Genomic DNA, 16,491 nt, shown 5'->3' on the forward strand with positions numbered 1-16,491 from the left:
CTTGTTGCAAAACCGCGGGACACTTTTGCGGAACCTGCTTAGCGGAGCCACTGTGTCGCGCTGCCGATGCGTTCTGTCTAGTAGAATATCGTTCCCGTTGACAGAACTCGGTAACATCTGCTTGAACTCGATTACGGGTCTGGATTCAGGCGCGTTTTGGCAGGCACCGGAGGAGGTGTCGTGATCTGGAGGAATCCCATGCTGAACAGACGCAGATTTTTGACGAGCACGGCGGCGGCAGGCGCTGCCGGCTTTGCAGGACTTCATCTCTCTCCCGCTTTCGCCGAAGGCGCGCCGCAGATCCAGATTTTCGTCCCGGCGGCACCTGGCGGTGGCTGGGACCAGACAGGGCGCACGATGGATCAGGTGTTGCGCAGCGAAAAGCTGATCTCCGGCTCGCAGATCACCAATGTCGGCGGCGCCGGCGGCACGGTCGGGCTGCCGCAGTTCATCAACCAATGGAACGGCAAAGGCAATTCGCTGATGGTTGCCGGCATGGTCATGGTCGGCGCGATCATCGCCAACAAGGCTGCCAACAATCTGACGCAAGTCACGCCGATCGCGCGCCTTACCGGCGAGTTCGAGGCCTTGGTGGTGCCGGCGGAGTCGGCGTTCAAGACGGCAGCTGATTTCGTCGCCGCACTCAAGGCCGATCCGACAAAGGTTCCTGTCGCTGGCGGCTCGGCTGGCGGTTCGGATCACATCCTGTTTGGGCTGATCGCCAAGACCGTCGGCGTGCCTGCGACAAACCTGTCCTACGTGCCGTTCGCCGGCGGCGGCGAGGCACTGTCGGCGCTGCTCGGCAATCAGGTGGCGGCCGGCATCTCCGGCTTCGGCGAGTTCTCCGAGCAGTTCAAGGCGGGCGCGCTGCGGCTGCTTGCCATCTCTGCCGACAAGCGCCAGGACGGCATCGACGCGCCGACGCTGAAGGAAGCCGGCATCGATGTCGAGCTGTTCAACTGGCGCGGGGTCTTCGCACCTCCCGGAGTTTCCGATGCCGACAAGGCGGCGATGATCACGCTGGTCGAGAGCATGGCCAAGAGCGATGCCTGGGCGACCGAGTGCAAGAACCGCAACTGGACGCAGATCCTGCTCACCGGCGACGATTATGCGAAATTCGTGGCCGAGGATACGGCCCGCATCGAGGCCATCCTGAAAGACCTCGGGCTCGCCTGATCTTCCCAAAAAAGGGGCGGCGCTCGCCGCCCCTTCTCGCATGGAATGCAAAGCCGGCACTGCGGTGAGGACCGGCCGTGCGGTGCCGGGCATCTTGGCCAGCTATCCTGGCCAGTATTCTTGGGGAGGACAATCATGAGCAGCAGTGACCAGCAGGTGTCGCCGTCGCGCCTTGCCGTGCCGGAATTGTTGATCGGCGTCGGGCTTCTGGCCTGCGCCGGCGCTGTAGCCTGGCAAACGCTGGCGATCCCGGTGTCGCCGCTCTACTCCAAGGTCGGCCCGACCGTCTTTCCCTACCTCACCATGGTCGGTCTGGTGGTGCTTTCCCTGTTGCTCATCCTCGCGGCGCTTCGCGGCGGCTGGCAGCCGGAGGAGGAAAAGGAAACGCCGACCGACTGGAAGGCGATGGGTTTCGTCGTCATCGGCCTCGTCGCCAATCTGCTGCTGATCCAGCCGCTGGGCTTCACAGCGGCATCCGTCATCATGTTCGTTCTCGTCTGCTACGGCTTCGGCAGTAAGCGCACACTGCGTGACGTAGGGCTCGGCCTGATCCTGGCGCTGGCCGCCTATTTCGGCTTCGCCAGGGCGCTCGGCGTCAACATCGGCGCCGGCTTCATCGAGAACCAGCTGAACACGGTGATCGATGCGATCATCGGCACGTTTGGAGCCTGATGCCATGGAAACGCTCGGCCATCTCGCACACGGCTTCTCGGTCGCCTTCACCCCTATCAATCTTCTGTGGTGCCTGCTCGGCACCACGCTCGGCACCGCCATCGGCGTGCTGCCCGGTCTCGGGCCAGCGCTGACCATCGCCCTGCTTTTGCCGATCACCTACCAGGTGGCGCCGGAGGCTTCTTTCATCCTGTTCGCCGGCATCTATTACGGCGCCATGTATGGCGGCTCGACGACGTCGATCCTGCTCAACACGCCCGGGGAAAGCGCGACCATCGTCACCGCGCTGGAAGGCAACAAGATGGCGCGGTCCGGCCGCGGCGGCGCGGCACTTGCCACCTCGGCGATCGGCTCCTTCGTCGCCGGCACCATCGGCACGTTGGGCGTCGCTTTCCTGGCGCCGGTGGTGGTCAAATTCGCGCTGGCCTTCGGCCCGGCCGAATATTTCTCGCTTATGGTATTGGCCTTCATCACGGTTTCGGCGGTGCTTGGCTCCTCGTCCGTGCGCGGCCTCACCAGCCTGTTCGCCGGCTTCGTCATCGGCATGATCGGTGTCGACCTGCAGACCGGCCAGCCGCGCTTCACCTTCGGCATGAGCGAATTGCTTGACGGCGTCGACGTCATCATCGCCGCCGTTGGCCTGTTCGCCGTCGGCGAGACACTCTACATGGCCTCGCGCCGCTATGCCGGCAAGGACGAGATCGTGCCGCTGAGGGGCTCGCTCTACATGACATCAGCCGAATGGGCGCGTTCGTGGAAACCCTGGCTGCGTGGCGCGGCGATCGGCTTTCCGATCGGCGCCATGCCGGCAGGCGGGGCAGAAATCCCGACCTTCCTGTCCTACGCAATCGAAAAGAAGCTGTCGAACCACAAGGAGGAATTCGGCACGGTCGGCGCCATTGAAGGCGTTGCCGGCCCCGAGGCCGCCAACAATGCGTCCGCCGCCGGCGTGCTGGTGCCGATGCTGACGCTCGGCCTGCCGACCTCGGCGACGGCGGCGATCATGCTGTCGGCTTTCCAGAGCTATGGCATCAATCCGGGGCCGCTGCTTTTGACGACGCAGGGCGACCTCGTCTGGGGACTGATCGCCAGCCTGTTCATCGCCAACGTCATCCTCGTCATCCTCAACCTGCCGCTGATCGGGCTGTGGGTGCGCCTGTTGAAGATCCCGGCGCCGCAGCTCTATGCCGGGATCCTGGTGTTCGCCACGGTCGGCACCTATGGCATCTCGCAATCGCCTATCGACCTGGTCATCCTCTATCTCCTGGGGGCGGCCGGGTTCCTGATGCGGCGCTTCGATTTCCCGACCGCGCCGGTCATCATCGGCATGATCCTGGGGCCACTCGCCGAAACCCAGTTCCGCCGGGCGATGACCATCTCGAATGGCGACTGGTCGGTGTTCTACAAGCATCCGCTGTCACTGACGCTGCTGACGCTCGCCTTCATCGGCCTGGTCGGGCCGCATATCTGGGCCTATGTCGAGCACCGCCGGCGGCGCGGACCGGAGCATGTGCCGGGCGATGCCTGATCGATTTGAGCTGTCATGACCGAATTGCTTTCTGGTATCCGCGTCCTCGACCTGACCAACGTGCTGGCCGGCCCGTATTGTGCCTATCAGCTGGCGCTGCTTGGGGCCGACGTGATCAAGGTCGAGGTCCCGCAAGGCGGCGACCTGGCACGCCAGCTCGGCGGCTCGCCAAAGCTCAACAGCGCCGGCATGGGCGCCTCGTTCCTGGCGCAGAACGCCGGCAAACGATCGGTGGTGCTAGACCTCAAGACGCCAGCCGATCGCGAGCGCTTCCTCGATCTGGTCGCCAGCGCCGATGCGCTGGTGGAGAACTTCCGCCCCGGCGTGATGGATAGGCTCGGCCTTGGCTACGAGGCGCTCAAGGCGGTCCGTCCCGGCCTTGTCTATTGCGCGATATCCGGTTTTGGCCAGACCGGGCCGATGCGTGACAATCCCGCCTATGACCAGATCATCCAGGGCCTGTCGGGGATCATGAGCATCACCGGCACGCCGGAAACGGCGCCGCTGCGGGTCGGCTATCCGGTCGCCGACACGCTTGGCGGGCTGGTCGGCGCGTTCGCAATCGCCTCGGCGCTGGTGCGACAGAAGACGAGCGGCGAGGGCGCCTTTCTCGACGTCTCGATGCTCGAATGCACCCTCTCGGCGCTCGGCTGGCCGGTCTCCAACTACCTGACGGCAGCGGTCGATCCGCAGCCGATGGGCAATGAGAACATGACAGCGGCGCCGTCCGGCGCCTTTCGCACCGGCGACGGGCTGCTCAACATCGCCGCCAACAAGCAGGAGCAGTTCGTGGCGCTGTGCCGGCTGATCGGGCGGGCGGAGCTGGCGGTGGATCCGCGCTTCGCCGACCGCGAGACGCGCAAGCGCAACCGTGCGGCGCTCAAGGTCGAGATCGAGGACGCCCTGGCGAGCGCCCCGGCGGCGGTCTGGGAAGAAACCCTCAATCGCGCCGGCGTGCCCGCGGGCAGGGTGCTGACGATCCCGCAAGTGCTGGCAGAACCGCAAGTGCTCGAACGCCAGGTGACCGCGAATTTTGAGGGCGTGCCGGGCATGGACAGGCCGCTGACGGTTCTGCGCGGCGGCTTCATGGTCGATGGCGCGGCCCCCCTGCCGACGAAGCCGCCACCGGCGCTGGGCGAGCATATGAACGAGGTTTTCGCGGAGCTGCCGCCGCGCGCCAAGACAAAGGCACGGGCATGAGCACCCAGAAGAAGACCGGCCGTGAGCGCGGCGAGGAATGGTGGCAGACCGATATCATCGAGATGCGGCCCGGTGTCATCCGGCTTCGCGGCTATGAGATCCAGGATCTGATCGGCCGCGTCAGCTTCCCGGCGATGATCTGGTTGATGTTGCGTGGCGAGTTGCCCAGCGAGGACCAGGCGGCGCTGCTCGGCATTGCGCTCGGCGCCGCCGTCGACCATGGGCCGCAAGCGCCGTCGATCGCGATTGCGCGCATGGCTGCAACCTGCGGCATCGGCATCAACAGCGCCATGGCCTCGGCCATCAACGTGCTCGGCGACGTGCATGGCGGCGCCGGCGAGCAGGCGCTGTCCTTCTACGGTGACATCGCTGTCGCGCTCGACGGCGGCATGACGCTGAATGAAGCCGTCACGACGCGGCTCGACCGGTTCTTCGCCGAGGAGAAGGGCTATGTGCCTGGTCTCGGCCATCGCTTCCATCCGGTCGACCCGCGCGCGCCGCGCCTGCTGGAGCTGACCCGCGCGTTTGCCGCGCGTGGCGTCGTCAATGGACGCTTCGCCGACATCGCCGAGGCGATCGAGGCGGACGTCGCGCGGCGCAAGGGGAAAAAGATACCGCTCAACATCGATGGTGCCACCGCCGTCATCTATGGCGAACTCGGCTTTCCGCCGCCGCTGACGCGCGGGCTTTTCGTGCTGTCGCGCTCGGTCGGCATCCTGGCGCATGCCTGGGAACAGTCACAGCAAGTCGAGCGAAACAAAGGACCGCTGCCGCGCGAATGGTTGTGGGCCTATACCGGCGCGCCGCTGCGCCCCTTTCCCGAAGCGGGCGACACGAGCGAGTGAAGTCCAGCCTCAGGCGAGGTCGAGTGGCTCGGGCTTGGCAATCATCAGGTTCGCCACCAGGGTCGAAAGGTCCGGCTCATCGATGAGCGTGGCCGCATCAGCTGCCGGCAACCAGGCCCGCTGCCGCCGTTTGGCTTCCTGCCAGTCGGCCAGTTCCTCGGTGACCTCCAGCAGATAGACGATGACGTCGACGCGGACGAAGCGGTTGGCCAGCCGTTTCCAGTAGGAGTAGGTGCCCGCCGGCTCCTTCAGCGTCTTGCCGAGCACGCCGGCTTCCTCTCGCGCTTCGATGGTGGCCGCCTTGCGTCCGCTCTTGCCCTTCATCGGCCAGCCCTTGGGGACGATGAAGCGTCTTGTGGTTCGCGATGTGACCAGCATCACCTCGACATCGCCGCGCGCGTTCAGCCGAAACGGAATCGCCGCCACCTGACGGATGCTCTCGCCCTTCTTGGCCTTGCGTACGGCCTTTTTCTTGGTGGCTGTCATTCGTGAATCCAGTCGATGCAATGCCGCATAGCGCGACAAGGCATCGTTGCAAAACCAAAACTCTCGCGTGTGCCGAAAGACACTCCGAATACATAAGTCGGCTAATAAATGAAAAACGCCGGCTTGTCAGCGGCAATTGCTCAAGGCGGTGACGCCGATTATCTGCGTCGTACAGCTTGGCCTGTATTGTGGCACCACCGGCTGCGGCTGCTGGACGATCTGGCGGTCCTGGGCACGATACTGCTGCTGTTGCTGCTGGTAGAGCTGCCGCTGCACCCGGTTCTGAAGGATTTGCAGGTCGTTCTGCCGGATCAGCGCGTTGTTGCCGTTGAGGGAATTGACGGCTTGCGCGGAAGCCGGCAGGCAAGCGCCGGCCAGCACTGCCGTCGCCAGCATTGCCGATGTGAAAACCATCGATGGTCGAAACGCCGACATCCGCTCATTCCCGCGTGAAGAAGTCTTGGCCTTAATATAGGGCGTCTGTGCGGCTGTGCCATATCTTGGGGCTGATCGAAACAATATCGGTTTGTCGACCGGCGAAGGCCACCTCACTGCGGCGGAGAATCTGCCTGACAACCCCGCATTGCACTTGACGGAGGTCGTCGATTCGCCGCTCTATCGGTCGGCGCCCGTCGTGAGCTGAGTGGCGTCAATGGCGCCGGCCGTCAGCTATGACGGCGCCTCCGGCGAAACGGTTTAACAGAACGCGATCGGCGCGTCTCTCAAGGTCAGCATCCAGCTGGCCCCAGGCGGAGCCGGGCGGGAGGAGTCTTGATGAGGAAGTACGCGTATTTCGTGGCAATGCTGGGTGTGGCCTGCGTCGTCGGTGTGCCGGCCGTTGCGGCGCAAACCAAGACCGCGGCGGCGCCGGCCGCCGATGCGCCGCAACTGCCCGGTGGCGCGTCGGCGCTATCCGAGACCCATGGCGACTGGACGGTCAATTGCCAGATTTCAGGCGCGACCAAGACCTGCAGCCTGTCGCATCAGCAATTCAACAAGCAAAACAACCAGCGCCTGCTGGCGATCGAACTGTCGAGCAAGACCGGCGAGGATGCCGCCGGTACGCTCGCCCTGCCGTTCGGCCTTGCGCTGGCCAAGGGCGTCAGCCTGAGCATCGACGACCAGAAACTGGATGGCAGCCTGCCATTCAACACCTGCCAGGTCGTCGGCTGCCTGGTGCCGGTGGCGTTTGATGCGACCCTCACGCCGCTGCTGAAGTCGGGCACCACCCTCAAGATCGAAGCCTTCGCAGCCGACACCGGACAAGCGGTGACCTTTTCCATTCCGCTCAACGGTTTTGCCGGCGCCCTTGCCCGAACCGCGGAGCTTTTGTCCAATTGACCGCAGGGTCATGCAGAGCCAAATGAGCTGAAGTGCGCTGTCGTTCCAGCGCCCCCGCTCAAACGACGATCGTCTTCAGCCGTTCGGCGATAAGGGCGGCGAGCCGCGCCGCCACCTCGTCCTTGCTCATCTCTGCCCATTCCTCGACGCCGGCCCTGGACACGATCCGCACCCGATTGCGATCACCGCCCATCACGCCCGAAGGACCGATGCCGCTTTCGTGCGACACGTCGTTGGCCACGATGAAATCGGCGCCCTTCTTGCGAAGCTTGGCTTCCGCGTTGCGCAAGAGATCCTGTGTCTCGGCGGCGAAGCCGACCACAAGGCCAGGTCGCTGGCTGTGATGGCCAACCCCGGCGAGAATGTCGGGATTCTCGACCATGCGCAGAACCGGCGGTCCTTCGCCGGCGACCTTTTTGATCTTCTCACCGGCCGAGTTCTCGCTGCGCCAGTCGGCAACGGCGGCGACGAAAACCGCCGCGTCCGCTGGCAGAAGCTGCTCCACCGCATCGCGCATTTCTTGCGCCCGTTCGACATGGATGGTCTTCACCCCGGCGGGATCGGCGATGGTGACCGGACCGGAGACGAGGCGTACATCGGCGCCGAGCCTGGCCAGGGCCGCCGCAATGGCGTGGCCCTGCTTGCCGGACGAACGGTTGGCGATATAGCGCACCGGGTCGATCGGCTCATGCGTCGGGCCAGAGGTGACGATGATCCTGCGTCCCGACAGCGGCTTGGGGCTGACATCGAGCAGCGCCTCAATGGCGGCGACGATCTCCAGCGGTTCGGCCATGCGGCCTTCGCCCGCCTCGTTGCTTTCGGCCATCTCGCCCTTGGCCGGACCGACAAAGGCGACGCCATCCTTCTGCAACGTCGCGCGGTTGCGGCGTGTCGCCGGATGCGCCCACATTCTTGGGTTCATGGCTGGCGCCATCAACACCGGCTTGTCGGTGGCGATCAGCACCGTCGAGGCAAGATCGTTGGCATGGCCGTTGGCAAGCTTGGCCATCAGGTCGGCGGTGGCGGGCGCCACCACCAAAAGGTCGGCCTCGCGCGACAGCCTGATATGGCCGACATCGTGCTCGTCATTGCGGTCGAACAGTTCGGTGAAGACATGGTCGGCCGATAGCGCGCCCACCGATAGCGTGGTGATGAATTCCTGCGCGGCTGATGTCATGACCGCCCGCACTACGGCACCTCGCTCGCGCAGCCGGCGGATGAGATCCAGCGCCTTGTAGGCGGCGATGCCGCCGCCGATGATGAGCAGGATGCGTTTGCCGGAGAGGCCGCGCGGCACGGCTTTGCCTGCCGGTGCGGCAGCGGGAGTGGCTACGCCGTGCGAACTGGTCAGCTGGCGGAGGGTTTTCTCGATCTGGTCGATACGACCCACAGGACCGATCTGCCCGTCAACGGCGGCCCGGATCATCACCCGCGCCTGCTCCTCCATGGAGCGGTCGTTCTCCGCCGCCAATCGGCGCAGCAGTTCCTTGACCTCATCGTCGAGGTTGCGGATCGTAATGCTGGCCATATGATTGCACTCTGCCGCAGTTTCTGAATGCAATGATAGCAATGCAATCAGATCGCCGCAAGTTGCGGCGCCCGGATGTTGCTGGGCGCTATATGATCTTCCAGGCGATATAGACCAGCGTCAGCGCGATCACCCACAGCGCCAGGCGGCCGGAGCGGCTGTAGCGCGCCTCGGCCTTGCCGATGGCGCGGGCTGTGGTCTCGTCGAAGCGCAGGCCGTGTTCGGCCATCAGGTCGATCTCACGCGACAGCCGATCGGTGCGCGCCGCAAGCTCGGGCGCCTGGCGGGCCAGCGTCAGCAGCGCCTTGGCGCCATCGCGCGCATCGACCATCATGCCACGCGGGCCAAGATTGCCGGCGATCCAGCCGCTAACCACCGGCTCGGCCGTCTTCCACATGTTGAAGGCCGGGTCGAGCGTGCGCGCCACGCCCTCGACCACCACCATGGTCTTCTGCAGCAGGATCAGTTCCGGCCGCGTCGCCATGTCGAAGAGTTCTGTCACTTCGAACAGCAGCGTCAAAAGCTTGGCCATCGAAATGGTCTCGGCCGGCTGGCCGTGGATCGGCTCGCCGATCGCCCGGATCGCTTGCGCAAAGGCCGCGACATTGTGCTGGCGCGGCACATAGCCGGCTTCGAAATGCACTTCGGCGACACGCAGATAGTCGCGCGTGATGAAGCCGTAGAGGATTTCGGCAAGGAAGCGGCGTTCCTTCTTGCCGAGCCTGCCGGCAATGCCGAGATCGACGGCGACGATGGTGCCGTTTGCTTCGACGAACAGGTTGCCCGGATGCATGTCGGCGTGGAAGAAGCCGTCGCGCAGCGTGTGGCGCAGGAACGACTGGATGAGGTTGGCGGCGATGGTCTTCAGGTCATGACCGGCAGCGGCAAGGCCGGCAATGTCGTTCATCTTGACGCCGTCGACCCACTCCATGGTCAGCACGTCGCGGCCGGTGCGCTCCCAGTCGACGGATGGCACGCGAAAGCCGGGATCATCCTTGGTGTTTTCGCCGAGTTCCGAAAGCGCGGCCGCCTCGAGGCGGAGATCCATCTCGATCTTGGTGGTCTGGGCCAGCGTCTGGGTGACCTCGACCGGCCGCAGCCGGCGCGACGACGGGATGTATTTTTCCTGCAGGTGGGCGGCGAGGAAATAGCTTTCGAGATCCTGGAAGAAGCGGCGGCGCACGCCCGGCCGGATGACCTTTACAGCGACCTTGGTTGCGGCGCCGTCATGGATGGTTTCGGCAGCATGGACCTGGGCGATGGAAGCGGCTGCGACCGGGTCGCCGAATTGCGCGTAGAGATCGCCGACCTTGCGCCCGAGCGAAGCCTCGATAGCCGAGATCGCCTCGGCTCTCGGGAAGGTGTGCATCTTGTCCTGTAACATGGCGAGATCGAGCGCCATGTCGTTGCCGACGACGTCGGGGCGTGTCGCCAGGAACTGGCCGAGCTTGACATAGGACGGTCCGAGCCGGACGACTGCCTTGGCCAGCCGGTCGCTGCGCTCATAGGTCAGCGCGCGGCGGCGGGTGAACAGCCGAGCTAGCCGCCAGCCGAACTTCGGCAGGCCGGACAGTTCCTCGCCCGGCAAGGCGGCGACGACGCCTTCGCGCACCAGCACCCAGCCGGCCCGCACGAGCCGAAATCCCGCGCTGACGGTGCTCATGGCCGTGCCTGTCCTACCGGTTCTTCGAACCGGCATGGCGCACATCGACTAGGAGAAATGCGGTCCAGCCTCAAAGCTTCCAGCCCGAATGAAGTGCCGCGATGCCACCGGAATAGTTGCGGAAGGAGACGCGATCGAAGCCGGCGTGGGAAATCATCGTCGCGAAATTCTGCTGGTTGGGAAACCTGGCGATCGATTCGACCAGATAGGAATAGGGCTCGCCGTCGCCGGTGACCATCTTGCCGATCTTCGGAATGGCGTTGAACGACCAGGCTCCGTAGGCCTTGTCGAGCAGCGGCATCTCGACTTCGGAAAATTCGAGGCAGAGGAACCGGCCGCCCGGCTTCAGAACGCGGAACGCTTCACTGAGCGCGACATCGATGCGCGGCACGTTGCGAATGCCGAAAGCGATGGTGTAGGCGTCGAATGTCGCGTCGGGGAAGGGTAGTTCCTCGGCATTGGCCTCGACGAAGTCGGTGTTGCCGGACAGGCCTTTCTTCTCGGCTCGGTCGCGGCCGACGGCAAGCATCGAGCCGTTGATGTCGAGCACGGTGGCATGGGCGTTGCCGTGACTGGCATCGACGATGCGGAAGGCGATGTCGCCGGTGCCACCGGCAACGTCGAGCACGCGCCAGCCCATCCTTTTGGGAGGATTGAGCCAGGTGACCATGGCATCCTTCCACAGCCGGTGCAGGCCGGCCGACATCAGATCGTTCATCAGGTCGTAGCGGTTGGCTACCTTGTGGAAAACATCGTTGACCAGGGACTGCTTGTCGCCAGCCCCTACACGCTTGAAACCATAGGAGGTTTCCATGCCGCCCGCGGCCGTGGTTCTCTCAACTGACATTTTTTTGATCCGTCATAAAACCGGCGGGACCATAGCCGATCGATGGTGCGGGCGCTATTGTTTAAGGCGCGGTGTTCAGCCGCGCTTCCAGGTGTTGGTTTTTCAACAGCTGGACTGACCGACGGGATGATTGAATGCCTTTGAAAGCGGAATTGCACTGCCACATTGAAGGGGCAGCGGCGCCCGAACTCGTCATCCGCCAGGCGCAGAAATACGGTAGGGATACCTCGCCCTATATCCAGAACGGCTCATTCGTCTGGCATGATTTCACATCCTTCCTGGCGGCCTATGATTTTTCCTCCGATCTGTTCCGGACGGAGGAGGATTATGCGTGGCTGGCCGACCATTATCTGACCAGCCTCGCCCGCGACGGTGCCATCTATTCCGAGGTGTTCACTTCGCCCGACCATGCCAAGAGGGCCGGGCTGTCGCCCAAGGCCTATACCGACGCACTTGGCGAAGGCATGGCCCGGGCCAAGGCCAAGACCGGCATCGAGGGCCGCATGATCGTCACCGGCGTGCGCCATGTCGGCGTCGAGTCGATCGAGCAGGCGGCGCGCTTCGCGGCGCGCTGCGGGCACCCTCTGGTCACCGGCTTCGGCGTCGCCGGCGACGAGCGCATCGGCGATATGGAGGACTATGTCAGGGCCTTCGAGATCGCGCGCGAGGCCGGGCTCGGCATCACCATCCATGCCGGCGAACTGACCGGCTGGGAGACCGTCAAGGCTGCACTCGATCACATCCGCCCTTCCCGCATCGGCCATGGCGTGCGGGCCATCGAAAACCCGGACCTTGTCCGGCGCATTGCCGATGAGGGCATCGTGCTGGAGTGCTGCCCCGGCTCCAACATCGCGCTCAAGGTGTTCGACAGTTTTGCCGACCATCCCTTTCCGGCCCTGCAGGCGGCCGGCTGCAAAGTGACGCTCAATTCCGACGATCCGCCCTATTTTTGGACCTCGCTGAAGCGCGAATACGACATCGCCGCCGAGCATTTCTCGATGACCGAAAAGGCGCTGGCCGCCGTCACCAGAACGGCCATCGAGGCTGCTTTCGTCGACCGAAAGACCAAGACCGCGCTTCTTGCCCGCCTCAACGGCGCCGCTCGCTGATTTCTTCCGACAAAGCTGTGGTCGGTGCAGGCCAAGCGGTTCCTTGGCCGGCCCATTGCCGCTAGGGTTCACTCAAGCAGCTTGAAGCGCGGCGCCGTCCGAAAGGGACCATGCGTGCACTTTCGGGCGCAGGCATCAGGAGAACACCATGCAGGGCGTCACCGTCGTCGACCATCCGCTTGTCCAGCACAAGCTGACCATAATGCGCAAGAAGGAGACCTCGACGGCCGGCTTCCGGCGACTGCTGCGCGAGATCTCGCTACTGCTCGGCTATGAGGTCACCCGCAACCTCGAACTGACGACGACCACGATCGAAACGCCGATCGAGACGATGGAGGCGCCGACGCTGGAGGGCAAGAAGCTGGTTTTTGCCTCGGTGCTGCGCGCCGGCAACGGCTTGCTCGAAGGCCTGCTCGACCTGGTGCCGGCGGCCCGCGTCGCCCATATCGGCCTCTACCGCGACCATGAGACGCTGGAAGCGGTCGAGTATTTCTTCAAGGCGCCGAGCGACCTCGCCGACCGGCTGGTGATCGTCGTCGATCCGATGCTAGCCACCGCCAATTCGGCGATCGCCGCGATCGACAAGCTGAAAGGGCGGGGCGCCACCAACATCCGCTTCCTTTGCCTGCTGGCGGCGCCCGAAGGCATCGAGCGCTTCACCAAGGCGCATCCGGATGTTCCCGTCTTCACCGCTTCGATCGACCGCCAGCTCAACGAGAAGGGCTACATCATGCCTGGGCTCGGTGATGCCGGCGACCGCATGTACGGGACCAAGTAGTACCAGGCAAAGTTGCCTGGTACTATTTACCAAATGTTTACGCAAAGGCGCGGTTTTGGCGTGCGTTAAAGCGGCAATCACCATCCGGGCTTATGGATCGGCCGTCACGAAGGCCGATCCATGCTGCGCAAACTTCTCATCCTTGGCGTTTTCGCCGGCACATCGGCATCGATACCGATCGTGTATCAGTCGAATCCGCAAATCATCGAGAACCTGCTGAGATCGTCGATGACAGGCAAGGCCTCGGTCGAAGCCCAGCCGGACGTCAATCTGGCAGCGGTGCCCGACAAGCCGGTCACACCGCTGCTGCTTGGCCGAAAGGTCGTCGTTTCCGCAGACGAGCGGGGACATTTCTCGTCGGCCTTCAAGCTCAACGGACGTCAGGTCGACGGCATGATCGACACCGGCGCCACGCTGGTTGCCATCAACACCTCGACGGCACGCAGGATCGGCCTGTCGCTGAACCCTTCCGACTTCAGTCATGAGGTCAGCACCGCCAACGGCTCGATCAAGGCTGCCGTGGCAATGATCGACCGGCTACAGATCGGCAGCATCACGGTCAATGACGTCCAGACCATCGTGCTCGACGACAAGGCACTGCAGACCAATCTGATCGGCATGAGCTTCCTCAATCGGCTTGGCAAATTCCAGGCCGAGAATGGGACGTTGCTGCTCGTTCAATAATCAGCCGCGCGGAAGAATCCGCCGGATGACCGACTTGTCGGCAGCCGGCTTCGAGGCACCAATCGTATAGGCCGAAATCACGGCGGCGGCGGCTGCCTCGGCATCGGCCAATGAGCGGGCGTGGACCATCGCCAGTGGCTCGCCAGCCCGAACCTCCGCACCGACCGGCAGCAGCCTGGTGATGCCGACCGCGGGATCGACCTTGTCATCCGGTTGCGTGCGTCCGCCTCCCAGGCGAACCACGGCGAGCCCGATGTCGCGGGTCGTTATGCCGGTGACGAAGCCGTCTTCGGTCGCCTTGACGGCAAACTCGGTCGCCGCCACGGCCAAGTATTTTTCCGGTTTCTCGATGAAATCGGCGGGACCGCCGAGCGCGGCGACCATACGCGCGAAAGTGGCGGCGGCGCGGCCGCTGGCAAGCGTCTCGGTGGCGCGCCGCATGCCATCCTGGTTCGACGACACCAGTCCTGCCGATTGCAGCATCTCGGCGGCGAGTGCCAGCGTCACGTCCTCCAGCCGACGATCACGAAGTCGGCCGGTCAGGAAGTCGACGGCGTTGCGCACCTCCACCGCGTTGCCGGCGGCCGAGGCCAGCGGTTCATTCATGCCGGTGATCAACGCCGAGGCCTTCAGGCCGGCGCCATTGGCGATCTCGACAAGGCTGTTGGCGAGTGCCGTCGCGTCCCGCGACTTTTCCATGAAGGCACCGTTGCCGACCTTGACGTCGAGCACCAGCGACTGCAGCCCGGCCGCCAGCTTCTTCGACAGGATCGAAGCGGTGATCAGCGGCACCGATTCGACGGTGCCGGTGACATCGCGGATGGCGTAGAGCCGTCTGTCGGCCGGCGCGAGATCCGCGGTCTGGCCGATGATGGCGCAGCCGGTTTCAAGCACCGCCTTGCGAAACAGCGCGAGATCGGGCTGGCTGGCATAGCCGGGGATCGCATCCATCTTGTCCAGCGTCCCGCCGGTATGGCCAAGGCCACGGCCGGAGATCATCGGCACATAGGCGCCGCAGGCGGCGACGATTGGCGCCAGCATCAGCGAAACATTGTCGCCGACGCCGCCCGTCGAATGTTTGTCGGTGACCGGGCCGGGCAGGTCCGACCAGTCGAGCACGTCACCGGAATCGCGCATCGCCAGCGTCAGCGCCACCGCCTCGTCGCGGCTCATGCCGTGGAAGAACACCGCCATGGCGAAGGCGCCGACCTGGCCGTCCGAAACGGCCCCTTCGGTGATGCCCTCCACGAAGCCGGCGATCTCGTGCGCCGACAGCTTCAGGCCATCGCGCTTGCGTCGGATGATTTCCTGGGGAAGCATCAGCTCTCCAGCAGTCCGTCGCGGAACACGCGCTGCAGGATCGTTGCCAGCCGCGCGCCGCCGATCGGCGCCATGTCCTTGGTCTCCTGGTGCGAAAGCTCGGCCCCGGTCATGCCGGCCGCCAAATTGGTGATGACCGAGCAGGCGGCGACGCGAAGTCCAAGGAAGCGCGCAAGAATGACCTCCGGCACGGTCGACATGCCGACCGCATTGGCGCCCATGATGCGCGCCATGCGGATTTCGGCGGGCGTTTCGAAGCACGGGCCCGAGAACCACATGTAGACGCCCTTGTGAAGTGCTGTGCCCGTCGCCTTCGCCGCCCGTTCGATCGCCTTGCGGATGCCGGCATCATAGGCTTCGGTCAGGCCGACAAAGCGGCTGTCGCTGGGCTCGCCGATTAGCGGATTGGTGCCCGAGAAATTGATGTGGTCCGATATCAGCATCACCGAGCCCGGCGGCATGTCTGGATCGACCGAACCGGCGGCATTGGTGAGGATCAGCTTCGTGATGCCGATACCGGCAAGCACTTCCAGCGCCGGCCGCATCGCCGCCGCGTTGCCGTGCTCGTAGTAGTGGGCGCGGCCGGACAGCATCAGCACCGGCACGCCGGAAAACAGCCCCGCCACCACTTGGCCAGCATGGCCGGTGACGCCACCTCTGGGAAAGCCCGGTAGGTCGGCGTAGGAGATGCGGATCGGATGTTCGATCTGATCGACCAGCCCGCCCAGGCCCGAACCCAGCACCAGTGCGGTCGACGGCGCCAGGCCGTCCAGCCTTTCGACGAGATGGTCGAGCGCCTTTTCCTTCATCGCAGCCAACTCTTCATTTCAGCCAGTTCTTCATTCAGCCAGTTCTTCATTTCAACCAGGTCTTCTCAGTCAGGTCTTCATTTCAAAATGTCGCCGCGGAAACCGTAGGGCAGCATGTCGCCCATGGTCACGGTCTCGGCCACGCCGGCATCGTCGCAGAGATAGAGTTTTGTTTCCGGCCGGCAGAATTCGGCCAACCGCTGCCGGCAGCCGCCGCAAGGCGAGCATTTGGCCATGCGCTCGGCAAGGACGGCGATTTCGACGATCTTGCCGCCGCCACCCATGATGTAGTGGCCAAGCGCCGTGGTCTCGGCGCACCAGCCTTCCGGATAGGAGGCGATTTCGATGTTGGCGCCGGCAAAGATGCGCCCGTCCTCGGTGCGCAAGGCGGCGCCCACCGGAAACTTCGAATAGGGCGCATAGGCCTTGGCCATGGCAGCTTTGGCCGCTTCGAACAGATCATGCGACATTGGTTCGTTCTCTCCGACGATCGTGTCCAAAACCC

The 16,491-nt window shown here is 64.3% G+C and carries 17 protein-coding genes; 9 read left to right on the forward strand and 8 right to left on the reverse strand.

The genetic code is table 11. From position 1 onward, the window contains the following. Nucleotides 1-198 precede the first annotated feature (198 nt). The 5 genes from AC1DZU_RS14550 to AC1DZU_RS14570 all read left to right on the forward strand — a co-directional run bounded on the left by AC1DZU_RS14550 (nt 199) and on the right by AC1DZU_RS14570 (nt 5,421). A complete protein-coding gene (locus AC1DZU_RS14550; protein WP_477285697.1) occupies nt 199-1,176 on the forward strand; it encodes a Bug family tripartite tricarboxylate transporter substrate binding protein in 978 nt (325 codons plus the stop codon). A 135-nt stretch (nt 1,177-1,311) separates the two neighbouring features. Continuing rightward, nucleotides 1,312-1,848, forward strand: a complete 537-nt coding sequence (locus AC1DZU_RS14555) for a tripartite tricarboxylate transporter TctB family protein (RefSeq protein ID WP_477285699.1) — start codon at nt 1,312-1,314, stop codon at nt 1,846-1,848. A 4-nt stretch (nt 1,849-1,852) separates the two neighbouring features. Next, a complete protein-coding gene (locus tag AC1DZU_RS14560; protein ID WP_477285701.1) occupies nt 1,853-3,376 on the forward strand; it encodes a tripartite tricarboxylate transporter permease in 1,524 nt (507 codons plus the stop codon). A 15-nt stretch (nt 3,377-3,391) separates the two neighbouring features. Further along, nucleotides 3,392-4,576 carry a CaiB/BaiF CoA transferase family protein gene (locus AC1DZU_RS14565; protein WP_477285703.1) on the forward strand — a complete coding sequence of 395 codons (1,185 nt, stop codon included), beginning with the start codon at nt 3,392-3,394 and terminating at the stop codon, nt 4,574-4,576. Continuing rightward, nucleotides 4,573-5,421 carry a citryl-CoA lyase gene (locus tag AC1DZU_RS14570; protein ID WP_477285705.1) on the forward strand — a complete coding sequence of 283 codons (849 nt, stop codon included), beginning with the start codon at nt 4,573-4,575 and terminating at the stop codon, nt 5,419-5,421. The genes AC1DZU_RS14565 and AC1DZU_RS14570 overlap by 4 nt, the downstream gene beginning before the upstream one ends. 9 nt (nt 5,422-5,430) lie before the next feature. On the opposite strand, the gene AC1DZU_RS14575 is transcribed toward AC1DZU_RS14570, so the two are convergent. Next, nucleotides 5,431-5,907 (reverse strand): NUDIX hydrolase, encoded by a 477-nt coding sequence (locus AC1DZU_RS14575; protein ID WP_477285707.1) that lies wholly within the window; start codon nt 5,905-5,907, stop codon nt 5,431-5,433. A gap of 126 nt (nt 5,908-6,033) precedes the next feature. Next, entirely contained in the window at nt 6,034-6,342 is a 309-nt protein-coding gene (locus AC1DZU_RS14580; RefSeq protein ID WP_477285709.1) for a hypothetical protein, read from the reverse strand. Nucleotides 6,343-6,681: 339 nt separating this feature from the next. Between AC1DZU_RS14580 and AC1DZU_RS14585 the strand changes: the two genes are divergently transcribed. After that, entirely contained in the window at nt 6,682-7,248 is a 567-nt protein-coding gene (locus tag AC1DZU_RS14585; protein ID WP_477285711.1) for an invasion associated locus B family protein, read from the forward strand. Nucleotides 7,249-7,306: 58 nt separating this feature from the next. On the opposite strand, the gene coaBC is transcribed toward AC1DZU_RS14585, so the two are convergent. The 3 genes from coaBC to ubiE form a co-directional block, all read right to left on the reverse strand. Then, on the reverse strand, nt 7,307-8,776 hold the full coding sequence (gene coaBC, locus AC1DZU_RS14590) for a bifunctional phosphopantothenoylcysteine decarboxylase/phosphopantothenate--cysteine ligase CoaBC (protein WP_477285713.1): 1,470 nt from the start codon (nt 8,774-8,776) through the stop codon (nt 7,307-7,309). Nucleotides 8,777-8,864: 88 nt separating this feature from the next. Then, nucleotides 8,865-10,439 (reverse strand): 2-polyprenylphenol 6-hydroxylase, encoded by a 1,575-nt coding sequence (gene ubiB / locus AC1DZU_RS14595; protein ID WP_477285715.1) that lies wholly within the window; start codon nt 10,437-10,439, stop codon nt 8,865-8,867. Nucleotides 10,440-10,509: 70 nt separating this feature from the next. After that, entirely contained in the window at nt 10,510-11,286 is a 777-nt protein-coding gene (gene ubiE / locus AC1DZU_RS14600) for a bifunctional demethylmenaquinone methyltransferase/2-methoxy-6-polyprenyl-1,4-benzoquinol methylase UbiE (protein ID WP_477285717.1), read from the reverse strand. Between the two features lie 134 nt (nt 11,287-11,420). Between ubiE and AC1DZU_RS14605 the strand changes: the two genes are divergently transcribed. From AC1DZU_RS14605 to AC1DZU_RS14615, 3 genes are all read left to right on the forward strand, one after another. Beyond that, on the forward strand, nt 11,421-12,395 hold the full coding sequence (locus AC1DZU_RS14605) for an adenosine deaminase (protein ID WP_477285719.1): 975 nt from the start codon (nt 11,421-11,423) through the stop codon (nt 12,393-12,395). A gap of 148 nt (nt 12,396-12,543) precedes the next feature. Next, nucleotides 12,544-13,173, forward strand: a complete 630-nt coding sequence (gene upp / locus AC1DZU_RS14610) for a uracil phosphoribosyltransferase (RefSeq protein ID WP_095084682.1) — start codon at nt 12,544-12,546, stop codon at nt 13,171-13,173. 120 nt (nt 13,174-13,293) lie between these two features. Beyond that, entirely contained in the window at nt 13,294-13,857 is a 564-nt protein-coding gene (locus AC1DZU_RS14615; protein ID WP_477285721.1) for a TIGR02281 family clan AA aspartic protease, read from the forward strand. Here the strand turns inward: AC1DZU_RS14615 and deoA are convergent, their stop codons facing one another. The 3 genes from deoA to cdd all read right to left on the reverse strand — a co-directional run bounded on the left by deoA (nt 13,858) and on the right by cdd (nt 16,456). Further along, a complete protein-coding gene (deoA, locus tag AC1DZU_RS14620) occupies nt 13,858-15,177 on the reverse strand; it encodes a thymidine phosphorylase (protein ID WP_477285723.1) in 1,320 nt (439 codons plus the stop codon). Further along, complete coding sequence (locus tag AC1DZU_RS14625) at nt 15,177-15,986, reverse strand: purine-nucleoside phosphorylase (RefSeq protein ID WP_477285725.1); 810 nt, start codon at nt 15,984-15,986, stop codon at nt 15,177-15,179. The genes deoA and AC1DZU_RS14625 overlap by 1 nt, the downstream gene beginning before the upstream one ends. Nucleotides 15,987-16,063: 77 nt before the next feature. After that, nucleotides 16,064-16,456 carry a cytidine deaminase gene (cdd, locus tag AC1DZU_RS14630; RefSeq protein ID WP_477285727.1) on the reverse strand — a complete coding sequence of 131 codons (393 nt, stop codon included), beginning with the start codon at nt 16,454-16,456 and terminating at the stop codon, nt 16,064-16,066. Nucleotides 16,457-16,491 lie beyond the last annotated feature (35 nt).

It is taken from the genome of Mesorhizobium sp. P2_A12 (assembly GCF_056405075.1).